Annotated in this window: 25 protein-coding genes and 1 pseudogene; 7 read left to right on the top strand and 19 right to left on the bottom strand. The window is 64.5% G+C overall.

Annotated features, from left to right (window positions below):
- The 6 genes and pseudogenes from HYH08_RS19400 to HYH08_RS19380 form a co-directional block, all read right to left on the bottom strand.
- Entirely contained in the window at nucleotides 1-1,752 is a 1,752-nt protein-coding gene (locus HYH08_RS19400; protein WP_249782281.1) for a tetratricopeptide repeat protein, read from the bottom strand.
- 3 nt (nucleotides 1,753-1,755) lie between these two features.
- Nucleotides 1,756-1,995: pseudogene (locus HYH08_RS37905) on the bottom strand (tetratricopeptide repeat protein); the annotation flags it as partial.
- A 255-nt stretch (nucleotides 1,996-2,250) separates the two neighbouring features.
- The gene (locus HYH08_RS19395; protein ID WP_220011409.1) at nucleotides 2,251-3,411 is read right to left on the bottom strand and encodes a winged helix-turn-helix domain-containing protein; all 1,161 of its coding nucleotides are present in this window, start codon (nucleotides 3,409-3,411) and stop codon (nucleotides 2,251-2,253) included.
- Between the two features lie 119 nt (nucleotides 3,412-3,530).
- Nucleotides 3,531-3,785, bottom strand: a complete 255-nt coding sequence (locus HYH08_RS19390) for a hypothetical protein (RefSeq protein ID WP_220011572.1) — start codon at nucleotides 3,783-3,785, stop codon at nucleotides 3,531-3,533.
- Between the two features lie 121 nt (nucleotides 3,786-3,906).
- Complete coding sequence (locus HYH08_RS19385; RefSeq protein ID WP_220011408.1) at nucleotides 3,907-4,152, bottom strand: hypothetical protein; 246 nt, start codon at nucleotides 4,150-4,152, stop codon at nucleotides 3,907-3,909.
- 266 nt (nucleotides 4,153-4,418) lie between these two features.
- Nucleotides 4,419-5,801: a caspase family protein gene (locus HYH08_RS19380; protein ID WP_220011407.1), complete on the bottom strand. Its 1,383-nt coding sequence runs from the start codon at nucleotides 5,799-5,801 to the stop codon at nucleotides 4,419-4,421.
- A 313-nt stretch (nucleotides 5,802-6,114) separates the two neighbouring features.
- Between HYH08_RS19380 and HYH08_RS19375 the strand changes: the two genes are divergently transcribed.
- Nucleotides 6,115-6,756, top strand: a complete 642-nt coding sequence (locus tag HYH08_RS19375; RefSeq protein ID WP_220011406.1) for an OmpA family protein — start codon at nucleotides 6,115-6,117, stop codon at nucleotides 6,754-6,756.
- A 46-nt stretch (nucleotides 6,757-6,802) separates the two neighbouring features.
- Here the strand turns inward: HYH08_RS19375 and HYH08_RS19370 are convergent, their stop codons facing one another.
- Complete coding sequence (locus HYH08_RS19370; RefSeq protein WP_220011405.1) at nucleotides 6,803-8,752, bottom strand: hybrid sensor histidine kinase/response regulator; 1,950 nt, start codon at nucleotides 8,750-8,752, stop codon at nucleotides 6,803-6,805.
- Between the two features lie 135 nt (nucleotides 8,753-8,887).
- Complete coding sequence (locus tag HYH08_RS19365; RefSeq protein WP_220011404.1) at nucleotides 8,888-10,318, bottom strand: phospholipid carrier-dependent glycosyltransferase; 1,431 nt, start codon at nucleotides 10,316-10,318, stop codon at nucleotides 8,888-8,890.
- 51 nt (nucleotides 10,319-10,369) lie between these two features.
- Here HYH08_RS19365 and HYH08_RS19360 point away from each other — a divergent pair, with 51 nt between their 5' ends.
- Both HYH08_RS19360 and HYH08_RS19355 read left to right on the top strand, forming a co-directional pair.
- The gene (locus HYH08_RS19360; RefSeq protein WP_220011403.1) at nucleotides 10,370-11,071 is read left to right on the top strand and encodes a FecR family protein; all 702 of its coding nucleotides are present in this window, start codon (nucleotides 10,370-10,372) and stop codon (nucleotides 11,069-11,071) included.
- Nucleotides 11,072-11,073: 2 nt separating this feature from the next.
- A complete protein-coding gene (locus tag HYH08_RS19355) occupies nucleotides 11,074-12,279 on the top strand; it encodes a hypothetical protein (protein ID WP_220011571.1) in 1,206 nt (401 codons plus the stop codon).
- A 122-nt stretch (nucleotides 12,280-12,401) separates the two neighbouring features.
- Here HYH08_RS19355 and HYH08_RS19350 read toward each other — a convergent pair whose 3' ends face one another.
- The 3 genes from HYH08_RS19350 to HYH08_RS19340 form a co-directional block, all read right to left on the bottom strand.
- Entirely contained in the window at nucleotides 12,402-12,890 is a 489-nt protein-coding gene (locus HYH08_RS19350; RefSeq protein WP_220011402.1) for a VOC family protein, read from the bottom strand.
- 43 nt (nucleotides 12,891-12,933) lie between these two features.
- Nucleotides 12,934-13,362: a VOC family protein gene (locus HYH08_RS19345; protein ID WP_220011401.1), complete on the bottom strand. Its 429-nt coding sequence runs from the start codon at nucleotides 13,360-13,362 to the stop codon at nucleotides 12,934-12,936.
- Nucleotides 13,363-13,493: 131 nt separating this feature from the next.
- Nucleotides 13,494-14,009, bottom strand: coding sequence for a cupin domain-containing protein (locus HYH08_RS19340; protein WP_220011400.1), 516 nt, complete (start codon nucleotides 14,007-14,009; stop codon nucleotides 13,494-13,496).
- 128 nt (nucleotides 14,010-14,137) lie between these two features.
- Here HYH08_RS19340 and HYH08_RS19335 point away from each other — a divergent pair, with 128 nt between their 5' ends.
- Entirely contained in the window at nucleotides 14,138-14,356 is a 219-nt protein-coding gene (locus HYH08_RS19335) for a CsbD family protein (RefSeq protein ID WP_220011399.1), read from the top strand.
- Nucleotides 14,357-14,425: 69 nt separating this feature from the next.
- Here the strand turns inward: HYH08_RS19335 and HYH08_RS19330 are convergent, their stop codons facing one another.
- Together HYH08_RS19330 and ggt are read right to left on the bottom strand one after the other, a co-directional pair.
- Nucleotides 14,426-14,890, bottom strand: coding sequence for an FKBP-type peptidyl-prolyl cis-trans isomerase (locus tag HYH08_RS19330; protein ID WP_220011398.1), 465 nt, complete (start codon nucleotides 14,888-14,890; stop codon nucleotides 14,426-14,428).
- 71 nt (nucleotides 14,891-14,961) lie between these two features.
- Nucleotides 14,962-16,548: a gamma-glutamyltransferase gene (gene ggt / locus HYH08_RS19325; protein ID WP_220011397.1), complete on the bottom strand. Its 1,587-nt coding sequence runs from the start codon at nucleotides 16,546-16,548 to the stop codon at nucleotides 14,962-14,964.
- A gap of 209 nt (nucleotides 16,549-16,757) precedes the next feature.
- On the opposite strand from ggt, the gene trhO reads away from it, so the two are divergent.
- Together trhO and HYH08_RS19315 are read left to right on the top strand one after the other, a co-directional pair.
- The gene (trhO, locus tag HYH08_RS19320) at nucleotides 16,758-17,525 is read left to right on the top strand and encodes an oxygen-dependent tRNA uridine(34) hydroxylase TrhO (RefSeq protein ID WP_220011396.1); all 768 of its coding nucleotides are present in this window, start codon (nucleotides 16,758-16,760) and stop codon (nucleotides 17,523-17,525) included.
- The gene (locus HYH08_RS19315; protein WP_220011395.1) at nucleotides 17,515-17,733 is read left to right on the top strand and encodes a SlyX family protein; all 219 of its coding nucleotides are present in this window, start codon (nucleotides 17,515-17,517) and stop codon (nucleotides 17,731-17,733) included. Before trhO ends, HYH08_RS19315 begins: the two co-directional genes overlap by 11 nt.
- Before the next feature lie 6 nt (nucleotides 17,734-17,739).
- Here HYH08_RS19315 and HYH08_RS19310 read toward each other — a convergent pair whose 3' ends face one another.
- Nucleotides 17,740-19,644 carry a sensor domain-containing diguanylate cyclase gene (locus HYH08_RS19310; RefSeq protein WP_220011394.1) on the bottom strand — a complete coding sequence of 635 codons (1,905 nt, stop codon included), beginning with the start codon at nucleotides 19,642-19,644 and terminating at the stop codon, nucleotides 17,740-17,742.
- A 173-nt stretch (nucleotides 19,645-19,817) separates the two neighbouring features.
- Nucleotides 19,818-20,033: a hypothetical protein gene (locus HYH08_RS19305; protein ID WP_220011393.1), complete on the bottom strand. Its 216-nt coding sequence runs from the start codon at nucleotides 20,031-20,033 to the stop codon at nucleotides 19,818-19,820.
- A 112-nt stretch (nucleotides 20,034-20,145) separates the two neighbouring features.
- Between HYH08_RS19305 and hemE the strand changes: the two genes are divergently transcribed.
- On the top strand, nucleotides 20,146-21,180 hold the full coding sequence (hemE, locus tag HYH08_RS19300) for a uroporphyrinogen decarboxylase (RefSeq protein WP_220011392.1): 1,035 nt from the start codon (nucleotides 20,146-20,148) through the stop codon (nucleotides 21,178-21,180).
- A gap of 160 nt (nucleotides 21,181-21,340) precedes the next feature.
- Here the strand turns inward: hemE and HYH08_RS19295 are convergent, their stop codons facing one another.
- The 4 genes from HYH08_RS19295 to HYH08_RS19280 all read right to left on the bottom strand — a co-directional run bounded on the left by HYH08_RS19295 (nucleotide 21,341) and on the right by HYH08_RS19280 (nucleotide 25,595).
- On the bottom strand, nucleotides 21,341-21,982 hold the full coding sequence (locus HYH08_RS19295; protein WP_220011391.1) for a response regulator transcription factor: 642 nt from the start codon (nucleotides 21,980-21,982) through the stop codon (nucleotides 21,341-21,343).
- A gap of 142 nt (nucleotides 21,983-22,124) precedes the next feature.
- Complete coding sequence (gene hemC / locus HYH08_RS19290; protein ID WP_220011390.1) at nucleotides 22,125-23,105, bottom strand: hydroxymethylbilane synthase; 981 nt, start codon at nucleotides 23,103-23,105, stop codon at nucleotides 22,125-22,127.
- Nucleotides 23,106-23,129: 24 nt separating this feature from the next.
- Nucleotides 23,130-24,755 carry a GMC family oxidoreductase gene (locus HYH08_RS19285; RefSeq protein WP_220011389.1) on the bottom strand — a complete coding sequence of 542 codons (1,626 nt, stop codon included), beginning with the start codon at nucleotides 24,753-24,755 and terminating at the stop codon, nucleotides 23,130-23,132.
- Between the two features lie 249 nt (nucleotides 24,756-25,004).
- Complete coding sequence (locus HYH08_RS19280) at nucleotides 25,005-25,595, bottom strand: TetR/AcrR family transcriptional regulator (protein ID WP_220011388.1); 591 nt, start codon at nucleotides 25,593-25,595, stop codon at nucleotides 25,005-25,007.
- Between the last annotated feature and the right edge of the window lie 127 nt (nucleotides 25,596-25,722).

Genomic DNA, 25,722 nt, shown 5'->3' with positions numbered 1-25,722 from the left:
TCAGGCCAGACTGCGTGCCTGGAGTTCAGCGCGCACGTCCTTGAGGACGCTGCCCCAATCGCCGGGCTGCAATTGCCGGAATTGCCGCAAGCTCGGATACCAGGGGCTGTCGTCGCGGTTCAGCAGCCAGCGCCAGCAGCGGTCGAAACGATTGAGCAGCCAGACGGGGCGGCCCAGCGCGCCTGCAAGATGCACCACCGCGGTATCGACACCGATGACCAGATCCAGCGCCTCGATCAGCGCTGCGGTCTCATCGAAATCGTGAAGATCGTCCGTCCAATCGTGCAAGGACAGGCCAGGCGGCGGCGACTGGCGGGCCGCCGGTCCCTTCTGGAGCGAGACGAAGCTCACGCCCGGCAAGTCTGCCAGCTCCGAAAACCGTTCGAGCGACATGGATCGGCGCCGGTCACCGCTCATGGTCTGGTTGCCTGCCCAGACGAGGCCGACCCGGAGACCATCGAGTTGCGCGACGCGCTGGCGCCAGGCCGCCACGCGTTGCGGATCAGCCTGGAGATAGGGGGTCCGCTGCGGGATGGTTTCGAGGGTGGTGCCGAGGACCAGCGGCAGACTCAACAGCGGGCAATGCAGATCGAATGGCGGCAGCGGATCGCCATGGGCGATGATGCACTCAATGCCCGGGAGTCCCGCCAGCAGCCGCACCAGCGGCCGTTGAACCTCGAGCACGACCCGCCGCCCCGCCGCAATCGCCGGCACGAAGCGACAGAACTGGAGCGTGTCACCCAGGCCTTGCTCCGCATGCAGCAGCAGGACCCGATCGCCGATCTCCCCTCCATCCCAGAGCGGCTGGCTGAAGCCGCGCAGATGCGGCTTTTTCTTCTCCTGCTTCCAGCGCCACTCATATTCGCGCCAGCCTTCGTCGAACCGGCCGGCCAGCAGCAGCGCGGCCCCGAGGTTGAAATGCGCGTCGGGATAATCCGGCTTTTGCGACAGCGCCGCGCGCAAACTCCGAATAGCTTCATCAGGCCGTCCAAGATCGAGCAGCAAGGTGCCGAGATTGTTGAGCGCCTCCGGCCAGGCCGGATGGCGAGCGAGAGCTGCGCGAAAGCAAGGCTCGGCTTCATGGAAACGACCGGCCTCGCGAAGCGCGTTGCCGAGGTTCAGCAGCGCCGGGGCATAGTCCGGCTTCAGACGCAAGGCCTCCCGGCAGCATGCTTCCGCCTCGTCCGGCCGTCCCCGGCTGCGCAGCAGGTCACCGAGATTGTTCAAGGCCTCGGGGAAGCCTGAATTGAGTCTGCAAGCTTCGCGAAGATGGACCTCGGCTTCGTCGAGGCGCCCCAATTTGACGAGAAGACCGCCGAGATTGTTATGGGCCTCCGCGAATTTCGGATCGAGGCGCAAGGCCTCGCGATAGCAGCGCTCGCATTCCTCGAAAGCCCCCAGATCGAACAGCACGGCGCCGAGGTTGCAATGGGCCGCGACGAAATCGGGCTTCTGCCGCAGCACCTGACGAAAATCGCCGATCGCATCATCGAACTGCTTCCGCCTCACCAGCAGGTTGGCGAGATTGAAACGCGCATCGATCTGAGCGCGCGCGACATTGAGGTCGAGGCCGGGAGGATGTCGCAGCACGCGCCGGTATTGGGCCTCCTCACCGGCGAGGTCGCCGCATTCACCCAATAGGAGACCGAGCTGATTGTGCGCATCCAGATTGTCGGGCTTGTGCTGCAACACTTGCCGGTAGCTCGCGATGGCCTCGTCGCATCGTCCGAGCACGCGCAGAATGGTGGCCATGCTGCCATGATAGACGCTGTTGCGAGGTTGGAGCCTGACGGCACGACTGAGGAGATCGAGCGCCGCCTCGGGGTGACCAGCCCGGAGCAACACGAGCCCCAGGAGGTGGAGACTGTCCGCATGATCCGGCTCGGACGCGAGGATCTGCCGATAGATCGATTCGGCCTGTGGCAAGCGGCCTGCGCGATGGTGCGCGAGGGCGGCCTCGAGTGATGCAGAAACTGAGGATCTTTCGGCATACATTGCGATGGGCCTCGTCATCGATGCGATTACGCAAGATGCGAGACGGATGCCGCTTCGTGCATTTGCCGCTCATGCAGGCTCTTTGAAAACGCGTTTGCGCCTTGCGAACTGCACAGCCAGACAAGCCGCCTGACGCAGAGCAAGCCTGGATTTTGCTCACACCTCGCTCTCGGTCATCTTGCAGCAACGGCCTTGCGCGAAGCTGGACACGGCATGAGCGTCGACGTGTCAGCGGGAGCTGCCCCGCTCTCCGGTTCACTCCGCCAGCTGAAACCGCTCAAACCGGTCGAGCTCCTCTTCGATCACGCGCTTCAGCTCCTTGCGCCCCGCCGTTTTCTTCCCCTGCCCGACCCAGGTCCATTTCTGCATCAAGAGCTTTTTCGCCTGCCGGTCGGTCTTCAGGTCGAGCGCGGCGACGATCTCGTCACCGACCAAAACGGGAAGCGCGAAATAGCCGAGCTTGCGCTTGGCCTTCGGCACATAGGCTTCGAACAGATGATTGTAACCGAAGATGAGATTGGTGCGCTTGCGCTGAATAATCAGGGGATCGAACGGAGAGAGGATGTGGACGAGATCGGGCGCCACCTCGTGCGGCTCCAGTGCCGCAGGCGCGGCCCAATGCTCCTGCTTGCCGGCACCTTCGATTGCGACGGGCACGAGTTCGCCGCGGCGGACGCGGGACGCGATCAGGCCGGCCACCGCCTTCTTGCGCGGCGCATCGAGGTGGCAGACCGAATCCAGGCTGACCACGCCTTGCGAGCGCAGCGCGCGGTCGAGCAGATAGGCCGTGATGTCCTTGCTCGAGGCCGGCTTCGGCAGTCTGTCCCAGCCGAAATGGCGCATCATCAGATCATAGGTCTTGAGCATGCCCTGGCGCTCGCTGACGGTCGCAACGCCCGTGTAGAAGGCAAGCTGCAACGCCCGCTTCGAGGGCTTTCGGCTCTGCCAGAGATGCTCCTTCTCGGTGAGCACGTCGTCCTCGATGTCACGGATGGTCAGCGGGCCGGCGCGCAGCAGCCGCATCACCTTGCGCGTGTCGGCAGGCTTCACCGAGGCGTACCATTTGTGCCCCTCACGCTTGTGCTCGCGCATCGCCGGCAGGAAGAAGCGGAAATCGGCGGCCGGCACGTAAGAGAGCGCGTGCGTCCAGTATTCGAACACGCTTCTGTCGACGCTCTGGGCCTGGCGCAGATCGGCGCGGCGATAGGACGGGATGCGGCTGAACAGGATGTGGTGGTGGCAGCGCTCGATGACGTTGATGGTGTCGATCTGCACATAGCCGAGATGGGAGACGGCGTCCGCGACCGCCTGTGCCCCCTCGCCGAACGGAGCGCGCTCATCGAGCCGCTGGGCGTGCAGCCAGATGTGCCGGGCCTGTGTCGTGGTGAGCGGAAGAGGTTTGGGCGGGCGTGACATTGCAGGATGCAATGTAGCGGGATTCGCGCCGGGCGAAAGAATGGGGCAAAGCGGCGTGCAAAGAAAAAGCCGCGCTGCCAGCTGCTGACAGCGCGGCCGGATCGTGCGCGCCGCGCGCCTTACTTCATCATCATCGCCTTCTGCGACTTCATGTAGTGCATGCAGGCGCTCTTCATCTTGCCGTTGCTCATGTCGGTGTTGGCCATCGCCATTTCCTTGTTGGCCGCCATCTTGGCCGGCGTGTCGGGCGTGCCGCCCATCATGGCGGCGGATTTCATCATGTTGTCCTTGGTGCACCCCATCATCGCGGCGGATGCGGGGGACAGAGAAAGGGTGAACGCGACAAAGGCTGCGGCCGTGAGCAAGATCTTCATCGAAAAGTCTCCTCCGTAAAACGAAACCGGCGTCATGCCGGCCTTCGCAATTACGTATTCTCTGCCGCCGGCGTTTCGCGGAGAAGACAATTTTCTTGCTGCGGTGCGAAGGCTGAAGGCCTCAATGGCCATCCTTCGGCACCTTGGGACCACTGCCCAGGCTGCCTGTGGCGACATCGGGCTCGCAGGAAGCCTTGCCGCGCGCCTCCGCCTGGCAGCGATAGACGTTGCCGGTGAGGCGGTCGACCAGCCACATGTTCTCGTCGGTCGGCCCGTCGAGGCCGACATAGCGGCTTGTCAGCCCCGTGATCAGCGTCGACAGCAGGATCGCCACCGCGATCATTGCCGCGCCAATATAGATGGGCATGGAACTCAGGAACACGGTCCGATCCGGCGGGCCACTACGATAGGACTGATAGTCGCGCTGGTAATCACTCGGCCTCGGCACTGGACGAAACTCGGCTCCCTCGCCTGCAATTGTCGGATGGATCCTCCTGCTAGGCGCGCATCTGGCCGAAAGCGTGTTCGCAGGCGGGCCATGCCGCGACGGCTTTGCGATGATCGGTGTGCGCAGGCTTCCGACGCGGCCAGGCGGCCGTTCGGGCCGCCCCGTCGTTTGCGATGGTTCCGGTGTCAGCGGCGGCCGAACAGTCCGCCCATCATGTGGCCGAACACGGCACCGGGCCCGGCCATCCCGCCGCCACCATGTGCGCGGCGGCCACCGCCGGAGGCGTGGCGGCGCGCGGGTTCCTCCTCGGATTCGTCGGAGCTGGCCACGCGGCTGGCGACGATCTCGGACTGCATCGCCTTGTGCTGCAGCTTGTTGAGATAGCCGGTCGCGGGATAGCCGCGCGCCGCCTGCCAGCGCTTGATCACAGAGCGGGTTTCCTCGTCGAACTTGCCACTGGCTTTCACATCGAAGCCGAGGCCGGTGAGGCGGCGCTGGACGTCGCGGCGCTGGTTCTTGTCGAGACCGATCTGGTCCTCGGAGACTTGGTCGGCGGCGTCGGTGAAAGTGGCGGGATCGACGCCGGCCGTGAGGTTGCGCGTCGTCGTCGAGGGACCGTCCTGAAGCGCGGCGATACGGGCGAGCGCCAGTGGCCTGAACATGCCGTTCGGATAATTGGTGAGATAGGCGTTGAGCTCCTCGACCTTGTTGGTGTCCTTGATCGAGCGCCAGAATTCGAGCTCGACTTCGCCGGCCTGGGCGATGGTCGCAGGCGCCACGGCATCCGGCGCAGGCGCGGCGGCCGGGTTGAGATAGACCGTGCCGGTGAGATTGGTGTGGCCCCAGGGCAGCTGCGCCTTGCCCGTCTCGTCCTTGACCTGGGCGCGGACCCTGGTCATCGCCTGCTGGATCTCGAGGCCGGGGGCCGCGATGTTCGCAAGGAGCGCGCGGGTAAACGGGCTGTTGGTGCCGGCTTCGCCGTCGAGCGCGGTCTGGCCGGGGCCAGTCGCGAACCCGATCAGCGTGCCTTCGCCCGACTTCATCTCGGCAAGACCGCTAGCGACGTTGACGGAGCGCGTCGCCCTGGCCGCACGGATCTTGGCCGCGAAGGGATTGTCGCGGCAGGCATCGAGGAACACCAGCTTCACCTTGGCATCCGCCATGGTCTGCTCGAGCGTGAGATCGACATTGATCGCGGCGCCGAGCTTGACGTCCATCTCGGATTTGAGGTCTGCATCGATGGGCAGCAGGTAGTTGGTACCGTTCACCGCAATGCCGTGGCCGGCATAAAAGAACAGCGCGACGTCGGCGCCTTCGCTCTTCTTGCCGAACTCGAGCAGCTTCGCCGTCATGGCATCGCGGGTGAGATTGGCACCTTCGACCACGTCGAAGCCGACATTGCGCAGCACCTGCGCCATCGACTTGGCGTCGATCGCGGGGTTCGGCAATTGCGGGACATTCTTGTAGGTGGCGTTGCCGACCACGAAGGCGACGCGCTTGTCGGCGAGCGCCGCATGACCGCTGAAGACGAAGGCTGCGAGAGACATTGCCGCGAGCAGGACACGCATGGTCTTTCTCCCCAGATCCAGAACCATCGATGCGGCCAGTGTGATCTCCTCCACCGACGCTGGATGTGATCTAGATCACGTCGAGATCGCGACCGATCGAACCGGCCGCAAAAAAGACACAACGATACCTGTTCGCCTATCTTCCTGCGGGAACGCCTCCGGCCCGGCCACGCGGTCAAAAAGCGGCGAATTGGGCTAGATTGGGCCAGGACGGCCCGGTCGTCACCGTGACCAGGATCACATCAGGGCTTTTGAACCTGCCCTAGGCTCGCAGCATCAAATCGCCATCAGGCGTAACAGCGAGGATACGACAATGACCCGTTTTGATAAGTTTTTTGCACTGAAGGCGATCACCCTCACGGCCGCGCTGTCGATGACGGCGAGCCTGGCTCTGGCGGGCGACAGCAACGTCTCCGCTGGCCAGATTCTCGATGCGCTGAAGCCCAAGCCGGCGACCCGCGGCCTGTCCGTCGGTCCGCAGGCCGATCCGACCGCACAGGCCAAGGAAGCGACCTTCCTGAACACCGTGCGCAACCGCTCGACCCGGTCGCTTTCGATGGGCGAGCGCGAGCAGATCGCCGAGCTCGCCGCGACCAAGCCGAAGATCGATCTGGAGATCCAGTTCGACTACAACTCGGCCGACATCGCAAAAACCTCGATACCGTCGGTGCAGGCGCTCGGCAACGCACTGTCCGATCCGGCGCTGAAGGGCTCGACCTTCGTGGTCGCCGGCCACACCGATGCGATCGGCGGCGAGGAGTACAATCAGGGCCTCTCCGAACGGCGCGCCGACACCATCAAGAAGTATCTGGTGCAGAACTACGGCCTCAACGGCACCGATCTCGTCACGGTCGGCTACGGCAAGACCAAGCTGAAGGACACTGCCAACGGCGCCGACCCGATCAACCGCCGCGTCCAGGTCGTGAACATGGACACCAAGACCGCCTCGAAATGATCCGACGACGACGACCGCCTGCCAATGATGGCAGGCGGTCCGCCGCTCAGACCGGGACGGGAGCGGCCATTGCCTCGCGCACCAATCTCGCAAGCTCCGCCTTGCGGTAGGGCTTTTCGAGGATGAGTGCGCCCTGCCTGACGTGCCCGTTCGCCGCCAGCGTTTCGAGCGCGTAACCCGACGTCAGCAGCACGCGCAACTCGGGCCTCTGCTTGCGCGCAAGACCCGCAAGCTCCCAGCCATTCACACCCCCGGGCATCACGACGTCGGTGAACAGCAGGTCGACATGCGCCGCCGCCGCGAGCGTCTGCAAGGCCTCTTTGCCGTCGACCGCGGAGATCACCTTGTAGCCCAGGCTCTCCAGGCTCATGACCGCGTAGGACCGGACGAACGGATCGTCCTCGACGACCAGCACCATTTCCGAGCCGGTCTGTGCCGCCTCCTTCTCGACCGCCAGCGGTGCGCTCTGCGTCTTCGCCAGCACGGCCGGAAGATAGATCCGCACGGTCGTCCCCAGGCCCGGCTCGCTGTAGATCGTGACATGTCCGTTGGACTGCTTGGCAAAGCCATAGACCATGCTGAGCCCGAGCCCGCTGCCCTTGCCGACCTCCTTGGTGGTGAAGAACGGCTCGAAGGCGCGTTCCAGCACCCGCTTCGGCATGCCGGACCCGGTGTCGGTCACCGCTATCACGACATATTCGCCAGGTCCGACGTCGGGATGTGTATTGTGATCAGAGACATCCAGCGATGCGTTCGCCACCGAAATGGTCAGGCGTCCGCCTGAAGCCATTGCGTCCTGGGAATTGAGCGCGAGATTGAGGATCGCCGATTCGAGCTGCACCGGATCGGCGAAGGCATACCGGAGCGCCGGATCGGATTGGGTGGCGATCTCGATGTCTTCGCGCAGTGTTCGCCGCAGCAGCTTGTGCATGGTCTCGACGAGCTTGTTGCATTCGGTCTCAACCGGGCGAAGCAGCTGCTTCCGGCTGAAGGAGAGCAGGCGCTGCGTCAGCTCCGCGCCGCGTTCGCCTGCGCTGCAGATGTCGTCGGCGAGCCGCTTCAGATCACCGCGTGACACCAGCTGCTCGGCGAGATATTCGGCGTTACCGACGATCACGGTGAGGAGATTGTTGAAGTCGTGGGCAATGCCGCCCGAGAGCTGCCCGACCGCCTCCATCTTCTGGGCCTGCATGAGCTGGGCCTCGGTGCGCTTACGGTCGGAGAGGTCGTGGATCATGCCGACGAAGATGGAGGAGCCGTCCTGCTTGGCCTCACCGACCGAAAGGTCCATCGGGAAGGTGGTGCCGTCCTTGCGCTGGCCAAGCACCTCGCGGCCGATGCCGATGATCTTCTTGTCGCCGGTCGCGATGAAATTGCGGATATAGCCGTCATGCCCGGACCGGTAGGGCTGCGGCATCAGCATCCGGACATTCCGTCCGAGCACCTCGTCAGCCTCATATTTGAACAGTTTTTCGCAGGCCGGATTGAACTTCAGGACGATGCCGTCGGAATCGATCAGAATCACGCCATCCACCGCGGTGTCGACGACCGCCCGCAGTCGTGCCGCGCTCTCGCGCAGCTCGCGCTCGACCCGTTCGCGCTCGGTGAGGTCGTGAACGATGCCGACGAAGGTGGTTTCGCCCGCTGCCTGCCGCGTCTCGCCGACCGACAGATGCATCAGGAAGGTGGAGCCGTCCTTGCGCTGCCCCACCACCTCGCGGCCGATACCGATGATCTTGCGTTCGCCGCTGACATGATAATTGTGCAGATATCCGTCATGGGAGTCGCGGTAGGACTTCGGCATCAGGAGCTTGACGTTCCGTCCAACGACCTCATCGGCGGGATAGCCGAACAGCTTTTCACAGGCCGGGTTGAACATCAGGATCGAGCCGCGCGCATCGATCAGGATCACGCCATCGACCGCGGTGTCGACCACGGCGCGCAGCCAGTCCGCGTTGGAATGGTCCGGTCTTGCGATGCGATCCTCGGTGCCCACCTGCCGCCTCTCGGATTCCGATATTGGCAGCCAGTCCACACGCGCGGATTGATTCAGGCAAGACAAATTGCAAGGCAAATTCCTGCGGGCTTATGCACGCAAGCGGGCACTGGAGCCGCTTCGCTCGAAGACGTTCTAGATCCAGCTCTGGAACAGCATCAGCCGGTTGAACGTCTGCATCGACGTCCCGATGAAGGCTGCCGAGATCGGCAGCATCAGCGCAAAGCCGATCGCAGCTACGCCGACATAGGCCCAGAGCAGCCAGCGCGGCAGGTTATCCCGGCGTAGCACATAAACCAGTGCAAGTGACGCCGCGGTGGCGGCCGGCAGATAGTAGTAGATGAAGCCGAGCGTGCGCGGCAGCAGCGCCCAGGCCAGCCAGGGACCGAAATAGAACGCCGCGATCAGGAACGCATCCCAGCGCCGTGCGACGACGACATCGCGCGCCACCACGATGAGTGCGAGCAGCGCCGGCCACGCGACCAGCGGATTGCCGAGGAAGACGACCGCGGAAATCCTGTCCTCCGCAATCTTGTCGAACAGGAACCACACCGGGCGCGCGAGCAGCGGCCAGGATGGCCACGAGCTCATATAGGTGTGGCCGGCGATCGCCGTCGTGGTGTTGTCGGCAAAGATCCGGCGCTGCGCCTCGATGAGATCCGGCAGCGACAATCCGTAGAGCGGAACGAAAGCGGCAAGATAAGTCAGCATCGGCAGCGCGGCGAAACAGAACCCAACATGCACCGCGCGAAAATCGGGCCAGAGATCGGGCCGATACCAATCATCCGGCTTCGCATCGGCAAACAGCGCGCGCCAGCCCTGCATCAGACGGACCAGCGCGACGATGGCGACGCAGACGCCGAGCGGAAACAGGCCGCTCCATTTGCAGGCGGCTGCAAGGCCGAACAGGCTGCCCGCCAGCGCGAACAGCGCATGCGGCCGTTCTCGCCGAAATCCGTGCATGAAGGCGGCGGTGGCGAGCAGACCGAAGCCGAGCGCGAAGATGTCGAGCATCGCGATGCGCGCCTGCACGTAGAGCATCTGGTTGAATCCGGCGATCAGCGCCGCCGCGATCGCGGGCCCTTGCGCGGCGAACAGCGCGAGGCCGCACAGATAGATCGCGACGATCGCGAGCGCACCGAACAAGGTCGCCGGATAGCGCCAACCAAGCGCGTTGTCGCCGAAGGCCGCGATCGATGTCGCCATCAGCTCCTTGGCCAGCGGGGGATGCATCGGATTGAGCATCGGCTGCGACATCGACGGCGACAGCATCTGCCGCGCCGCCGGCACATAATGGACCTCGTCGAAAACGAACTTTTCCGGCGTGGTGAGACCGACCAGCAGAGCCAGATGCGCGATCAGGAAGATTGCGACAGCGATGACTGCGCTCTGCGACACCTTCGGAACCGCGGGCGATTCGAGCGACTGCTGTGGGACTATCTTGCGTGGCAAATTGGCTGCACCGCGGAGAAAAACAAAGACGGCACTTTTCATTGAACGCATTCTGCCGCAACTGTCACTAAGCATAACGCACGTCCCGCGCCGCTTGTGATAATTTCGCCACATCAGAAGCGCGCGCGGTCCGGTACGATCAGGGACACATCGATCGGTTGCGACATGAATTTGCGTTTCTGGCTCTTCCCAACCCTGTTGTCGGCCGCATTGTGCGCATCGTTCGGCGCACAGGCGCAGACGCGCGTCGGCCAAGCCGTAGTGATCCAGAACGACGTGGCGCGCGTGGCCGCGACCACGACGCCGATCAATGTCGGCGACAGCATGCTGCGCGACGAGACCGTGCGCACCGGCGCCGACAGCGCGGCGCGCTTCGTCATGGCCGACAGCACCAACCTGTCGCTCGGTCCCAGCGCCACGCTGAAGCTCGACCGCACCGTCTTCAACGATGAGCACAGCTATCGCGACGTCGCGATCCGCATGACCACGGGCGCATTCCGTTTCGTCACCGGACATTCGGAGAAGGCCGCCTACAAGATCACGACGCCGCTCGCGACCATCGGCGTGCGCGGCACCACGCTCGACATCCTCTCCCAGCGCGGCCGCTCCGTCGTCGTGCTTCAGGACGGCGCCGCCAGCGTCTGCACGAAGAGCTTCCAGTGCGTGCAACTGTCCCAGCCCGGCGACACCGCGATCATCACATCGACCGGCGGCAAGGCCTCGATCACCAGGATCAACACGCCGCCCTGGACCTTCGCCGCCAATTGCGCTGCGAGTGCCGGGCTGTGCGCGGTCAACCAATATGCCGAGGCATCACCGACCATCACGCCCGCCGTCGATGAGGGCGGCATGCTGTGCGGGCGGTGATGATGGTGAAATTCAAGATCAGGCGCCTCATTCTGGCTGCCGCACTGACCGCAGCTGCGGCGTTCTCGCTTGTCGCATTCAATGTCCGCCCCGCGGCAGCGCGGGCGGCGGAGTGCGAGTCCGGGTGCGGTGAACCGAATCCCAATCCGTCGCCGACCTCTTCTCCATCGCCTTACCCGTCCCCGACCTATTCGCCGTCTCCGACGCCGACACCCGCGCCGTCGCCCTCGCCTTCTCCTTCGCCCTCGCCTTCACCAAGCCCCTCCCCGTCGCCGTCGCCAAGCCCGTATCCACCACCGCCGACGGGGCCAACCGGCGCGGATTCCAGCGGCAGTTCGATAAACGGCCTTGCCAATCAGCGCTTCAACCAGATGATCACCAACCGGGTGCTCGGCACGGTGCTGCTCGGCGTCAACGAGCAGGTCAATTGCAGCGACTGCATCAGCGCGTTCGGCTCGGCCGGCTCGTTCTCGGCCGGCGTCCACGGCCGCAAGGAGCTCACCAACAATCTGTCGCTGCTCGCCGGCATCGCCTATACCCAGTACAACGAAGGCGGCTATCACATCACCAGTGCGCCAATCGGTGCCTTCGCGCTGCGCTACGACTTCACTGATTGGGGGTCCTCGCGCCCGTTCTTCGACCTCGGCACGATCCTGACGCCGTGGGAGAAGGCGCGCTACACGCGCAGCTACAACACCAGCCTCGGGCCGGTCACCGTCACGGGCTCGACCAATGCTGCCAATTACGCCGTCTACGGCCGCGCCGGCTGGATCAGCCGCCTCTCACCGCGCGACGAGGTCGCAGCGTCGATCGAGGTCTGGCAGCTCTGGCAGCGCGTCTCCGGCTATAGCGACAGCGCGGTCGCGTTCAATCCGTTCGATGCCAGCATCGCGACCGGCACCGACCGCACCAGCCTCGTCAAGATCGGCGGCCAGTGGACGCACCTGTTCGGCGGCAACATCGAGACCAACATCAATGGCGGCTGGGTGCAGTCCTTCGCCAGCCATAGCGGCATCGTCGCCACCGTGACCGGTGACGGCGTGGTGGTGCCGACGATGGGCAACCAGGGCTGGTTCGAATATGGCGGCCGCCTCGGCTTCCGCGTGCAGAAGGGCTGGATCGTGGACCTGTTCGCGAACGGCACGCTCGGCCCGCAGCCGGTGGGGAATACCATCCACGGCGGTGTGGGGCTGAGGATTAATTATTGAGGCCAGGCACAGTTTCGTAGGGTGGGCAAAGCGAAGCGTGCCCACCACCTCTCACGATGGCAAACAGATGGTGGGCACGGCGTAAGGACGCCTTTGCCCACCCTACGACACCTGTGCTGATGTCACGCCGCCGACCTGCCCTCGAACGCCCGCCGCAAAGCCTCGACGTCGAGCTTCACCATCTTCATCATGGCCTGCATCGCGCGAGCGGCTGCGGCCTTGTCGGGGCTCGACAGGAATTCGAACATCACTTTCGGCACCACCTGCCAGGCCACGCCCCAGCGATCCCTGAGCCAGCCGCACTGCTCTTCCTTGCCGCCATGGGCCAGGAAGGCGCTCCAAACACTATCGACCTGGGCCTGGTCGTCACAATGGATCATCAGTGAAATCGCATGCGTGTACTCCATCTTCATGCCGCCGTTGAGCGCGACCAGCGGCTGCCCGGCCACAGTAAATTCGACCACCAGCACGGAGCCCTCCTTGCCGGACGGGCCATCCGAAACATTACGCTGGACATGGGTGATTGCCGAATCCGGCACGAGCGAGACGTAGAATTTCGCGGCTTCTTCGGCATCGCCGTTGAACCACATGCAGGGCACGAGTTTGGACATCGTGAATGCTCCTCTTCGGATTGCTGGAGTCGTGGGGCTTCGTTCAGGCGTTTGCCATTTCGGACTGCGCGGCGAAGGCCGCGAGGTCCATCCAGTTCACACCCCACATATGGCCATCGGGATCCTCGAAGCTGCGGCCATACATAAAGGCGTATTCGTCGATCGGGCTGGGATCGGCGACCCCGCCCGCGGCCTTGGCCCTGCCGACGATATCGTCGACCTCGGCCCGGCTGTCGGCGGACAGGCAGAACAGCGCCTGGTTCGTGCTCTTGGCATCGGCGATCGGCTTGGGCGTGAACTGACGGAATTTGTCGTGGGTCGTCAGCATGGCATAGATGGTCTCGGAAAAGACCATGCAGCTTGCCGTGTCGTCGCTGAATTGTGGGTTCCTGACCGCGCCGACCGCCTCGTAGAAGGCGGTCGCGCGTTTGAGGTCGGTGACCGGCAGATTGATGAAAATCATCCTGGGCATCGGAAGCTCCTTGGGCGCGGGGTCTGCCCAAGGACGGATGGCCAGACGGCCATCCGACACAGCTTCCGGATAATTTTTACGTCTCGACCTTGCGGGGTTCTGCCGCACCGACTCCCGCGGGGCCTGTCGCCTTACTTCTTCTCTCCGGGGTCCCGGTGAATGGGGTCGACCCACAGCACGGTCTCGGGCTTCTCGACCGGCTCAATGTCGAGATTGATCGCGACCGCCTCGCCGTCGCTGCGCACCAGCACGCATTCCAGCACCTCGTCCGGGCTGGCGTTGATCTCCTGATGCGGCACGTAGGGCGGCACGAAGATGAAATCGCCGGGGCCGGCTTCCGCGGTGAATTGCAGGCTCTCGCCCCAGCGCATCCGCGCCTTGCCCTTCACCACATAGATGACGCTTTCGAGATGGCCGTGATGATGCGCGCCGGTCTTGGCGTCGGGCTTGATGCTGACCGTGCCCGCCCACAATTTCTGCGCACCGACGCGGGCGAAATTGATCGCAGCCGCACGGTCCATGCCGGCGGTCGACGGCACGTTGGTGTCGAGCTGGTTGCCGGGAATGACGCGCACGCCGTCATGTTTCCAGCGATCGTCGTGGTGATCGTGGTCATGGTGGGGATGCGAATGGTCATGGCCGGTCATGGGTTCTTGCTTTCTGTTGGTTCCGTGCGCGCGAACCTAACCAAAGCCGCGACATCAAGCCATACCAAAAAAGGAACTCTCATAGCCGCCGGACGTTGTCATCGCGAGCAAACTGGAAGGAGAGTTTCATGGGTAGCACCAGCGACAAGATCAAGGGCACCGCCAACGAAGCCATCGGCAAGGCCAAGCAGGGCATCGGCGAAGCCACCGGTTCCGACCGCATGAAGGGCGAAGGCGTGGTCCAGGAAGTGAAGGGCAAAGGCCAGCAGGCCATGGGCGATGCCAAGGACGCCGCGAAGGACGCGATCGATCGCGCCGCTGCGGCGGCACGTCGCGCGGCAGAGTAACACGGGCAGAACTGAAAAAGAAAAGACCGGCCGAGAGGCCGGTCTTTTTTATTCTGGGTGCGCTTATGCTCACTTCACCGCGAGCAGCTCGACATCGAACATCAGCGTCGCGTTCGGCGGGATCACGCCGCCGGCACCGCGGGCGCCGTAGCCGAGTTGCGGCGGAATGATCAGCGTGCGCTTGCCGCCGACCTTCATGGTGGCGACGCCCTCGTCCCAGCCTCCGATGACGCGGCCCTTGCCGATCGGGAATTCGAACGGCTCGTTGCGGTCGACGGACGAGTCGAATTTCTTGCCCTTCTGGCCATTCTCATAGAGCCAGCCGGTATAGTGCATCACGCAGATCTGGCCGGGCTTTGGCGAGGCGCCGGTGCCGACGACGCTGTCGATGATCTGCAAACCTGAAGCTGTGGTCATGGTCTTTCCTGCGGTCTGGGCCGAGGCCGTGGTGGAAACGAATGTCGACGCGCCGGCGACCAATGTGATCGCGAGGGCCGACGTGATGGCGAGGAGTGCGCGCCGGAGACGCTGCATGAGGCACCTTCCGTTAGAGGCGGGAGGTGTCTAGCCCAATGCAGGTGTCGTTTCCAGCCCTTCCGCCTCGCTCAATAGCCGAGTGCGCAGCCGTCCTTGCGCGGATCGGAACCGCCGGTGAGCGTGCCCTTGTCCCAGTCGATCCAGATCGCCTGGGCACCGCCGAGCGGGCCGACCACGTTGGTGGTCTTGTGGCCGAGCTTCTTGAGGCCCTCGACGATGTCAGCGGGTACGCTGTCCTCGAGCTGATACTGGCCCTCATAGTGCAGCCCGCGCGGCATATCGATCGCCTCCTGCACGTCGCAGCCATAGTCGAGCATGTTGGTCAGCAGATGGGTCTGGCCGGTCGGCTGGTACTGGCCGCCCATCACCGCGAACGACATCGTCGAGCGACCACCCTTGGTGAGCAGGCCCGGCATGATCGTATGCAGCGGGCGCTTGCCGCCTTCGATGCAGTTGGGATGGCCCGGCTGGATGCGGAAGCCGCCGGCGCGGTTCTGGAACAGCACGCCGGTCTTGTTCGAGACGATCGCCGAGCCGAAGGAATGCGCGACCGAGTTGATGAACGAGCAGACGTTGCGGTCCTTGTCCACGACAGTGATGTAGATGGTCGAGGGATTCATCGGCGGCGCCACGTTCGGCAGGTCGAGCACGCCGTCCATGCGGATCTTGCTGATGTACTCGTCGGCAAAGCTCTTCTCGAGCATTTCGGCGACGTTGATCTTCATGTGCTCGGGAGAAGCGACGTGCATCTCGCGGTTCATGTAGGCGATGCGCGCGGCCTCCGCCTCGAGATGGAAGCGCTCGACGCTGACGGGGGCATACTTCGCGAGGTCGAAGCGCGAGAGGATGTTGAGCATCAGCAGCGCGGTGACGCCCGGACCGTTCGGCGGGCACTGCCAGACGTCATAGCCCTTGTACATGGTGCCGATCGGCGTCGTGACTTCCGTGGTGTGCGCTGCGAAATCGTCGAGCGTGTGCAGGCCGCCGATGCCGCGCAGCGTCTCGACCATGTCCTCCGCGATCGCGCCCTTGTAAAAGGCATCGCGGCCGTCCTTGGCGATGGCGCGCAACGTCTTGCCGAGCTCGGCCTGGCGGATGACGTCGCCGGCGACCGGCGGCTTGCCGCCCGGCAGCAGATAACGCACGGTGTTGGTGCCGTTCTTGAGCTTCTCGAACTGGTTCTTCCAGTCAAAGGCGATGCGGGGCGCGACGACATAGCCCTCCTCCGCGGCCTTGATCGCGGGCTGGAGCAGGCGGTCGAAGCCGAACTTGCCGTGATCGCGCAGCACCGTCGCAAACGCGTCGATCACGCCGGGGATCGAGACCGCATGGGCCGAAGTCAGCGGCACGGATGTGATCTTGCGCTCGAGGTACCAGTCGGCGTTCGCCGCCTTCGGCGCCCGGCCGGAGCCGTTATAGGCGACGATCTTGCCCTCGCCGCGCGGCTGGATCAGCGCGAAGCAGTCGCCGCCGATGCCGGTCGATTGCGGCTCGATCACGCCGAGCACGGCCGAACCTGCCACCGCCGCATCCACCGCCGTGCCGCCCTCGCGCAGCACCTCGATCGCGGCCAGCGAGGCCTGCGGATGCGAGGTCGCCACCATCGCATTGGTGGCGTGGACCGTGGACCTGCCGGGGAAGTGGAAGTTTCTCATCGAATTCTTGCTCTCTAAAGGCCGGTGGGCGCGGGTGGCGCCATCTGGGAAAACCGGGCCTACATGACACATTCCGGCCCATCCGGGCAATGCTGGCATACCAGGGAAATGGCTGCCATCCGCTGGGCGTATAGACCTTTTGCCGTCCGGGGCCATGCGGGTTTTCTGAGCGGCGGCCGCCTGCTAAACGAGCCGCCGGGATTTAGAACATGAACTTCAAGGTTGCCGCCTTCTACCAATTCGCCGCCCTGCCCGATTACCGCGAGCTGCGCGAGCCGCTGCGCGCGTTCTGCGCCGGCTTGTCGCTGAAGGGCAGCGTGCTGCTGGCCCAGGAGGGCATCAACGGCACCATCGCAGGCACGCCCGAGGCGATTGACGCCTTTTCCCATGAGCTCGCGCATGGCGCGCTGTTCGGCGGCCGGCTGGACAATCTCGAACTCAAATTCTCGACGGCGGAAGCGATGCCGTTCGGCCGGCTCAAGGTGCGGCTGAAGAAGGAGATCGTCACGCTTGGCGATGCGGCCGCCGATCCGACGCGGCAGGTCGGCACCTATGTCGACGCCAGCGAGTGGAACGCATTGATCGCGGCACCCGATACGCTCGTGCTCGACACCCGCAACGCCTTCGAGGTGGCGATGGGGACCTTCGAGGGCGCTGTCGATCCCGACATCAAGAGTTTCGGCCAGTTCAAGGACTTTGTCAGCCGGCACCTCGATCCGGCAAAGCACCGCAAGATCGCGATGTTCTGCACCGGCGGCATTCGCTGCGAGAAGGCGAGCGCGCATCTGCTCGCGCGCGGCTTCGCCGAGGTCTATCACCTCAAGGGCGGCATCCTGAAATATCTCGAAGCCGTGCCGGAAGCGCAGAGCCGCTGGCGCGGCGAATGCTTCGTCTTCGACGAGCGCGTGGCGCTTGGCCATGGCTTGAAAGAATTGGGTCTGCGCGAACGAGAATTGGATGCGGCACGTGACGAGTGAGATCAAGGATCTGAGTGAGCGCGTCGACACCCTGGAGATGCGCATCGCCTATCAGGACGACACCATCGAGACGCTGAACCAGACCATCACCGCGCAGTGGAAGCAGATCGACGCCTTGACGCGGAAGATCGCAGAGCTCGGCGAGCGGCTCCAGGAAGCCGAGGCGAACGCGCCGGGCGCAGCCAATGAGCGCCCGCCGCATTATTGAGCGGTATCACTCGCCGACCGCCTTGGGCAGCGGGCGCGCGACCTCGACCGACATCATCAGGCGATCACGGCCGGACTCCTTGGCCGCATAGAGCGCCCGGTCGGCAGCCTCGATGAGCGTGCCGACGCCGGCCGTGCGTTCCAGCGCCGGCCGGCAGGTCGCGCCGCCCAGCGAAGCGGTGACATAGCCCGACGGCTGATTGCCGCGGTGGACGAGGCCGGCTTCGCCGATCGCCTTGCGGATCCGCTCGCCGACCCGGGCGCAACCGGCGGCGTCGGTGTTCGGCAGCAGCATGGCGAACTCCTCGCCGCCGTAGCGGCCCGCGAGGTCTCCGGGACGCTTCATCTCGGCCGCGATGACCTGCGCCACAACGCGCAGGCAGGCATCGCCCGCAGGGTGGCCGTATTGGTCGTTGTAAGCCTTGAAGCGATCGACGTCGATCATCAGCAGAGCGAGGTTGGAGCGGTCGCGATAGGCGCGCGCCCATTCCTCGCTCAGTCGCTCGTCGAAATGGCGGCGGTTGGCAAGCCCGGTGAGACCATCCTCGGTCGCGAGCGTCTCGAGTTTGGTCTCGAGCTTCTTCTGCTCGGTGATGTCGCGCGAGATCGCGACCACGCCGTCGATTTCGCCGTTGTCCTTGCGCGTGACGCGCATGGTCGATTCGAGCCAGACCTCGGTGTCGGTCCGGTGCGTGTTGCGGTAGGTGATGCGCGCCTCCTCGGCCTCGCCGCGCTTCATGGCATCTACGGCAGCCTGGACGTGCGGCCGGTCTTCCTCGTGAATGCCCGCAAGCGCGGGCGTGCCGATCAGCTGATTGGCGCGCCACCCGACGACGCGGGCGGACGAGGGCGAGACATAGCGCAGCTGCCCGTCGAGCCCGATGCGCGTCACCATGTCGCTGGACCCTTCCGCCAGCAGGCGGAAATGCGCTTCCTTCTCGACCAGCGCCACGGCCATGCGCTGCCCGCGCTGCAATTGCCGCACCAGCACCGCGCCGATGACGGCGATCAGCATGACCAGCGCCAGCACGTGGAGCATGCGGGAAATCGCGGCTGCGCGCCAGGGCGCGAGCAGCTCATCCTTGTCGACGGTGGCGAGCAGCATGAGCGGGTAGCGGCCAGAGCGCTTGAAGAAGCTGAGCCGCTCGACGCCATCCAGCGATGACTTGAAATGATAGGCTCCGGCGGGCCGCTGCAAACTCGCGTCGCGAAACAGCGGCTTGTCGGCGACGTTGCGGCCCACGAATTTGTCATTGCTCGGGTTGCGCGCAATGATCATGCCGTCGCCATGCGTCAGCGCCACGGAGCTGTTGCGGCCGATCTCGAACTGCTCGTAGAAATGCGAGAGATAGTTGGAGCTGATGGTCGCGAGCACCACGCCGCCGAAACTGCCGTCGAGCTTGTTGAAGCGGCGCGACAAGGTGACGACCCATTCTCCGTCGAGCAAGCTCTTCACCGGATGGCCGACATGGGCCTCGCGCTTGGGAGAAAGCTGGTGTTGGCGGAAGAACGCGTCGTCGCTGAGCGTGGACGAAATCGTGCCGGGCGAGGTCAGCCAGTTGCCTTTGTCGTCGATGATGGCGAGGCTGTGGATGCGCGCGATCGCCTTCTTGCGCGCGTCCAGCAGGATCTTGAGCTTGGCGATCGTGGCGGGATCGGTGCCGTCCATCTCCAGCCGGCTGACGACGCCGACCACGCCGGAATCGAGCAGGTCGAGACTGTCCTCGGCATGCTGGGTCAGCGAGCGGGCGACGTTCGCCATCTCGGTCTCGGCGCCCTTGAGCACCTGATCGCGCGCAGCCCATTCGCGCCAGCCACTGATGCCGAGGATGGTCGCGCAAGTGAGCACGACGAACGCCGCCGCGCGCAGCGGCAGGCGGCTCGATCCAACTCGGTGTGAGGCGGCGTTCATGCGGCAGACATCTCCGGTCGCCGGAAGTTCCACCGCTTCTGTTATTGAACTCTGAAACGCGCGCCGACATTCGCAGGGATATGCGGAGTTTCCCGTACTCCTACGGACCGGGGCTTCCGCAGATCACTAACAAGATCTTAGCAAGCCTATCGGAAACTGGCGCCCCCTCCGCGCTAGCTGAAGATCGCCTTCACCTTGTCCCAGAGCGACGGGCTATCGGCGTCGGCATCGGCCTTTGACGGCGTCGGTTGCGCGGCGCTGACCGGATCGGATGCCGGGAAGGTATCCTCCAACCCGGTATCGAGCTTGGCGTGACGGTCAGCGGCAAGCGCCTCATGCAGGTCGTCGGCGTGCTTGTCGTGCGGGGCGGGATTGAAAGTCTGGGCCATGGAATTCCTCCTCCAGTGGCCGGGTCAACGCGGCGCAATTGCGCTGGTTCCCCTGTTCCGCTTCCGCGCCCGGCGGTGTATCAGGAACCTCACTTCTGCATCAGGATGTCTCGTGCCCCAGTCTGCGACCAAGCCCTTCATCGACGTGCTCTCCGGCCAGCGGCAAGCCGTCCCGCCCATGTGGATGATGCGGCAGGCCGGCCGCTATCTGCCGGAGTATCGCGAGGTGCGGGCTAAGGCCGGCGGCTTCCTCGATCTCTGCTTCAATCCGGAGCTTGCCGCCGAGGTCACGCTGCAGCCGATCCGAAGGTTCGGCTTCGATGCGGCGATCATCTTTTCCGACATTTTGGTGATCCCCTACGCGCTCGGCCGCTCCGTGCGTTTCGAGGCCGGCGAAGGTCCGCGGCTGGAGCCGCTGGACGATCCGGCGAAGGTTGCAACGCTCGCCGCACAGGCCGATCTCGGCAAGCTCGATCCGGTGTTCGAGGCGCTCAGAATCGTGCGCGGCGCGCTCGATGACAAGACCGCGCTGATCGGCTTCTGCGGGGCGCCGTGGACGGTTGCGACCTACATGGTCGCGGGCCACGGCACGCCGGACCAGGCACCGGCGCGGATGATGGCCTACCGGCATCCGGAGGCGTTCGCCGGGATCATCGACGTCCTCGTCGAGAACTCGATCGCGTACCTGCTGAAGCAGCTGGCTGCCGGCGCCAACGCGCTGCAGATCTTCGACACCTGGGCCGGTGTGCTGCCGCCGGCCGAATTCGCGCGCTGGTCAACCGAGCCGACGCGGCGCATCGTCGAGGGCGTGCGCGCCAAGGTGCCGGATGCGAAGATCATCGGCTTTCCGCGCGGCGCCGGCGCGCAGCTGCCCTTCTATGTCGAAGCGACCGGCGTCAACGCCGTCAGCATCGACTGGACCGCGGAGCCGGCCTTCATCCGCGAGCGCGTGCAGAGCAAGGTCGCCGTGCAGGGCAATCTCGACCCGCTGGTGCTGATCACTGGCGGCGCCGCGCTCGACCGTGCGATCGACAACGTGCTGGCGAATTTTGCGCAAGGGCGCTTCATCTTCAACCTCGGCCACGGCATCCAGCCGGAGACGCCGATCGCCCATGTCGAGCAGATGATCAAACGGGTGCGAGGATAAAAACGAAAACGCGAAAACAACCCCATGCACAGTAGCGACCTCGCTGGGCTCCTAAGCAAATTCAAATAATCCGAAATTTTGCTTGACCCGTCAGGCAAAACAGGTGCATAGTGGCATCATTGCACAGTGCCCAGCACGCCCGGCCCCGGAAGCCTCCCTGTCAGTGAACCGTTACGTCGTCGGGGTCGGCAGGCTCGTTCGGCAAGGGCTCTGCCCCTTCGAAGGCCATGATCGAAAGCTGCGCGATCGTTTTCGCACCCGCCTTCCGCATGATGCTCGCCCGATGGTCCTCGACCGTTCGCGGACTGATCTTCAATTGCCGCGCGATCGCCTTGTTAGATGAACCGGCGATCAGGTGATCCAGTATTTCGCGTTCTCTCCTGGTGAGGCCGCACGAATGCTTGAAATGTTCGACCGGCTTCTCCGAACGGGCAAGCGGTCCGGCAGACGCCGAAACGATCCTCCCGACCAGATCTGACGGACTGAATGGCTTCTCGACGAAGTCCGCCGCCCCATTCCGCAGCGCGCGCACAGCAGTCGGAATATCGCCCTGCCCCGACACGATGAGAATAGGCGCGGGATGGGTTCGATCGGTCAACTGTCCAAGGATATCCAGACCGGACTGTCCCGGCAGGCACAGGTCGAGAAGGATGCAGGCCGGAGCCGTGTAGCGCGCCCTGGAGATGAGCGCATTGCCGTCCGCGAAAAATACCGGATGATACCCGGCGCCCTCGAGAACGACCCTGAGCATCGCTCGCGTCGTCAGGTCGTCTTCGAGGATGAAAATCTCTTTCGCGGTCATGATGGGTGCCTCTCCTGCTCAAACCGCGAGTGCTATGCGCTGGCCGCGGCGAGAGGAAAAGCAAAAGACATCGAGACAGTTCTCGATCAGATAACGACAAGTTTGCGTAAAATTAGATCGGATTAGGCGGGAATTAACGGGTTCACCGCGGCCGGCTGCGCTCGATGATGTCGGCGGCGCCCTTCGCCAACAGATCGAGCCCCACCGCACGACCAAGCTCGCGCGGGCGGTTGGCAAGGCCCCTGCGCGAGGCTTCGATGATGGTGTTGCCGGAGAGGTTGAGCACGGACGCGGTCAGCGACATCCGGTCGCCTGTGATGGTCGAGAAGCCCGCCACCGGCGAATTGCAATGGCCGTTGAGCACCCACAGCACCTCGCGCTCGGCATCGGCACAGGCATGCGCGGCGGGATCGTCGATCGATGACAGGATTTTTCGCGTTTCCCAGTCCTGCGCGGCACATTCCACCGCGACGATGCCCTGCCCGGCTGCGGGCAGCATCTCCGCCGCGGTGAACTCATAGGCGATACGGCTGGAGAGACCGACGCGGTCGAGGCCCGAGCGCGCCATGATCAGCGCATCGGCAGGACCGACGGCGCCGCCATCCGGCAGCTTCTGCTTCTCGCCATTGTCGAGCTTGCGCACGCGCGTGTCGGCGGCGCCGCGGAAGTGGATCACCTCGACGTCCGGGAACAGCCGCCGCGCATAGGCGGCGCGGCGGACGGCGTTGGTGCCGATCTTAAAGCCCTTGCCGCGGGACTTGCGCAGGGCGTCCAGCGTCACGCCGGCACGCAGCACCAGCGCATCACTAGGGGGATCGCGCGACAGCGTGGCGCCGATGACGAGGCCGGGCGTGTCCTCGTTGCCGGGCATGTCCTTCAGCGAATGCATTGCCGCCTGGAGCTCGCCTGCCAGCACGGCAGCGCGGATCTGCGCGACGAAGGCGCCGCCCTTGCCGCCATGCGGCAAGAGCTTGCTGGTCTGGTCGAGATCACCGGTGGTGTCGAACTTGACGATCTCGACGTCGAGACCGGGTATGGCCGATGTCAGGCGGCGGGCAATCTCCTCCGTCTGGGCCAGCGCCATCGCGCTCTTGCGGGTGCCGATCTTGAATCGCGATGCCAATCCGTTCTCCATCAGTCGCGCGGCCTATCGCGCATCCTGCAATATCATATCGGACGCCTTCTCCGCGATCATGATGATCGGCGCGTTGGTGTTCCCCGACACGAGGTCCGGCATGATCGATCCGTCGACGATTCGAAGTCCTTCGAGCCCCCTCACCTTCAGCCGCTGGTCCACCACCGCAAGCGCGTCGTTGCCCATACGACAGGTCGAGGTCGGATGGTAGATGGTGCTGCCGCGGTCGCGGCAATAATCCAGGATTTCGGCGTCCGTGGCTACCTTCGACCCCGGATCGTACTCGCTGATCACGAACGGCTTCAGCGCCGGCGCATTCAGGATCTTGCGCAGGATCTTGATGCCTTCGACGTTGGTGGTGCGGTCGGTCTCGGTCGACATGTAGTTGATGCGGATCTCCGGCGGCGCGGTCGGGTCCGCGCTCCGGATGCGCAGGGACCCACGGCTCTCGGGCCGGAGCTGGCACACCGACGCCGTGAAGCCCGAGAAATCATGCAGCCGCTCGCCCATCTTGTCGGTCGAGAACGGCAGGAAGTGGACCTGGATATCGGGCGTTGCGAGGCGCGGATTGGTCTTGAAGAACGCGCCGGCCGTGCCGGCCGCGATGGTCAGCCAGCCTTTGCGGAACAGCGCATAGCGCGCGCCGGCGAGCGTGCGGCGAAGCGGATGGTTGACGGTGTCGTTCAGGGTGATCTTTTGCGAGCAGCGCATCACGATGCGGACCTGCATGTGATCCTGCAGATCGCGGCCGACGCCTTGCGCATCCAGCACGATATCGATGCCGTGCTTGCGCAGGAGATCGGCGGGACCGACGCCGGAGAGTTGCAAGAGCTGCGGCGAATTGTAGGCCCCGCTCGATACCACGACCTCTCTTCTCGCGCGGACACGGCGCACGGTTGGGCCCTGCCTGTATTCGACCCCCACCGCACGGCGTCCCTCGAACAGCACGCGCTGGGCGAGCGCCTCGGTCTCGATCTTGAGATTGCTGCGCGTCTTCGCCGGGCCGAGATAGGCCACCGCGGTCGACGCACGACGGCCGTTGCGCGTAGTGGTCTGAAACAGGCCGACGCCTTCCTGCGTCGCGCCGTTGAAATCAGGATTGTAGGGCAGACCGGTCTCGACCGCAGCATCCATGAAGGCCTTCGACAGCGGATCGGTCACCACCATGTTGGAGACCGGCAGCGGCCCGCCGGTGCCGTGATATTGATCGGCGCCGCGGGTCTGGTTCTCGGCCTTCTTGAAATAGGGCAGCACGTCGTCATAGCCCCAGCCGGCATTGCCGTGCTGGCGCCAGCGATCGTAATCCTCGTGCTGGCCGCGCACATAGAGCAGGCCGTTGATCGAGCTCGAGCCGCCCAGCGTTTTTCCACGCGGCTGGAACACTTGCCGTCCCTTCAGCTCGGGCTCCGGCTCGGTCTGGTACATCCAGTTGACGGATTTTTCCTTGAACAGCTTGCCATAGCCGAGCGGCACGTGGATCCAGATGTTGGAATCTTTTGGGCCGGCCTCGAGCAGCAGCACTGAATGCTTGCCGTTCGCGGAGAGACGGTTGGCGAGCACGCAGCCGGCGGAGCCTGCGCCGACGATGATGTAGTCGAACTCGGGATCGGATGGTACGAGGGGCGAAGTTGCGTTCATGCGCTATTGTTCTTCTCGTTGGCGTGGGCGTTTCCGGCTTCACCTCTCCCCGATGGGGAGAGGTCGGATTGCGCAAGGCGATGCGCAGCATCGTCCGTAGCAATCCGGGTGAGGGGCCGCAACGGGCGGCTGAGACCAGAACCCCTCACCCGGACTGCATCTTCGATGCAGTCCGACCTCTCCCCGTGGGAGAGGTAGTCCAAGTCCTGGGCTCGCATCGTCCGCAAAACTGATCGCGCATCGGCGTCATCATGCACGGACCCGCAGCGCCTCGACCAGCGACTTGAACGCACGGGCGTATTCCGCGCCCGCCCTTGCGATGTCGGCGCGTCCGGCGCAGGCGACCGCGGCCTCCGTGACCGCGCCAAGCAGCAGGCGCGCCAGCGGCTCGACCGGCTGCCTGGCGATGAGGCCGGCCTCCATCGCGGCCGACAGCGCGCGCGGCATCTTGCCGCCAAAATGCCTGGCGTCGATCTCGCGCCAGCGCTCCCAGCCGAGCACGGCCGGGCCGTCGCGCAGGATGATCTGGCCGATCGGGCCTTTCGCGGTCGCGGCAAAATAATGCTGGGTGCCGGCGACCATGGCGGCCAACACGTCCTTTTCGTTGCGCGCGGTGCGGTCGATCTCGGCAACGAGATCGTACGAGACAGCATCGAACACCGCTTCGAACACCACCTCCTTGGTCTTGAAGTGATGATAGACCGCGCCCTTGGCGACGCCGGCGGCCTCCGCGATCTCGTCCATGGTGGTCACGGCAAAGCCTCGTATCCCGAACAGGCGGCGCGCCGCCGTCAGGATCGCCTCCGATGTCGCCGCGCGACGGTCTGCTTGTTTGGCCATGCCGTTCCTGTCTAGCGCAGATCGGGCCGCGGGCTCGCTCAACCTCTCCCGCCCGCAAGCGGGAGAGGGAGTCGACCTTCTTCGCGAACATAACTCGGCCTGATCTGGTGATGCTCTAATCTAATTC

Origin of the sequence: Bradyrhizobium sp. BR 10289, assembly GCF_019455385.1 — a bacterium.
GTDB lineage: Bacteria > Pseudomonadota > Alphaproteobacteria > Rhizobiales > Xanthobacteraceae > Bradyrhizobium.
The sequence above is the reverse complement of the archived record's forward strand: the minus strand, read 5'-3'. Positions and strand labels throughout refer to the sequence as shown.

Coding starts and splice junctions, on each gene's coding strand:
- HYH08_RS19295 (WP_220011391.1), bottom strand. CDS start 21,982: ATGACCGCGAAAGAGATTTTCATCCTCGAAGACGACCTGACGACGCGA.
- HYH08_RS19305 (WP_220011393.1), bottom strand. CDS start 20,033: ATGGCCCAGACTTTCAATCCCGCCCCGCACGACAAGCACGCCGACGAC.
- HYH08_RS19310 (WP_220011394.1), bottom strand. CDS start 19,644: ATGAACGCCGCCTCACACCGAGTTGGATCGAGCCGCCTGCCGCTGCGC.
- HYH08_RS19335 (WP_220011399.1), top strand. CDS start 14,138: ATGGGTAGCACCAGCGACAAGATCAAGGGCACCGCCAACGAAGCCATC.
- HYH08_RS19375 (WP_220011406.1), top strand. CDS start 6,115: ATGACCCGTTTTGATAAGTTTTTTGCACTGAAGGCGATCACCCTCACG.
- HYH08_RS19390 (WP_220011572.1), bottom strand. CDS start 3,785: ATGAAGATCTTGCTCACGGCCGCAGCCTTTGTCGCGTTCACCCTTTCT.
- HYH08_RS19385 (WP_220011408.1), bottom strand. CDS start 4,152: ATGCCCATCTATATTGGCGCGGCAATGATCGCGGTGGCGATCCTGCTG.
- HYH08_RS19340 (WP_220011400.1), bottom strand. CDS start 14,009: ATGACCGGCCATGACCATTCGCATCCCCACCATGACCACGATCACCAC.
- HYH08_RS19380 (WP_220011407.1), bottom strand. CDS start 5,801: ATGCGTGTCCTGCTCGCGGCAATGTCTCTCGCAGCCTTCGTCTTCAGC.
- HYH08_RS19330 (WP_220011398.1), bottom strand. CDS start 14,890: ATGCAGCGTCTCCGGCGCGCACTCCTCGCCATCACGTCGGCCCTCGCG.
- HYH08_RS19285 (WP_220011389.1), bottom strand. CDS start 24,755: ATGAACGCAACTTCGCCCCTCGTACCATCCGATCCCGAGTTCGACTAC.
- HYH08_RS19350 (WP_220011402.1), bottom strand. CDS start 12,890: ATGTCCAAACTCGTGCCCTGCATGTGGTTCAACGGCGATGCCGAAGAA.
- HYH08_RS19400 (WP_249782281.1), bottom strand. CDS start 1,752: ATGGCCACCATTCTGCGCGTGCTCGGACGATGCGACGAGGCCATCGCG.
- HYH08_RS19365 (WP_220011404.1), bottom strand. CDS start 10,318: ATGTGGCGAAATTATCACAAGCGGCGCGGGACGTGCGTTATGCTTAGT.
- ggt (WP_220011397.1), bottom strand. CDS start 16,548: ATGAGAAACTTCCACTTCCCCGGCAGGTCCACGGTCCACGCCACCAAT.
- HYH08_RS19395 (WP_220011409.1), bottom strand. CDS start 3,411: ATGTCACGCCCGCCCAAACCTCTTCCGCTCACCACGACACAGGCCCGG.
- HYH08_RS19360 (WP_220011403.1), top strand. CDS start 10,370: ATGAATTTGCGTTTCTGGCTCTTCCCAACCCTGTTGTCGGCCGCATTG.
- HYH08_RS19280 (WP_220011388.1), bottom strand. CDS start 25,595: ATGGCCAAACAAGCAGACCGTCGCGCGGCGACATCGGAGGCGATCCTG.
- trhO (WP_220011396.1), top strand. CDS start 16,758: ATGAACTTCAAGGTTGCCGCCTTCTACCAATTCGCCGCCCTGCCCGAT.
- HYH08_RS19345 (WP_220011401.1), bottom strand. CDS start 13,362: ATGCCCAGGATGATTTTCATCAATCTGCCGGTCACCGACCTCAAACGC.
- HYH08_RS19355 (WP_220011571.1), top strand. CDS start 11,074: ATGGTGAAATTCAAGATCAGGCGCCTCATTCTGGCTGCCGCACTGACC.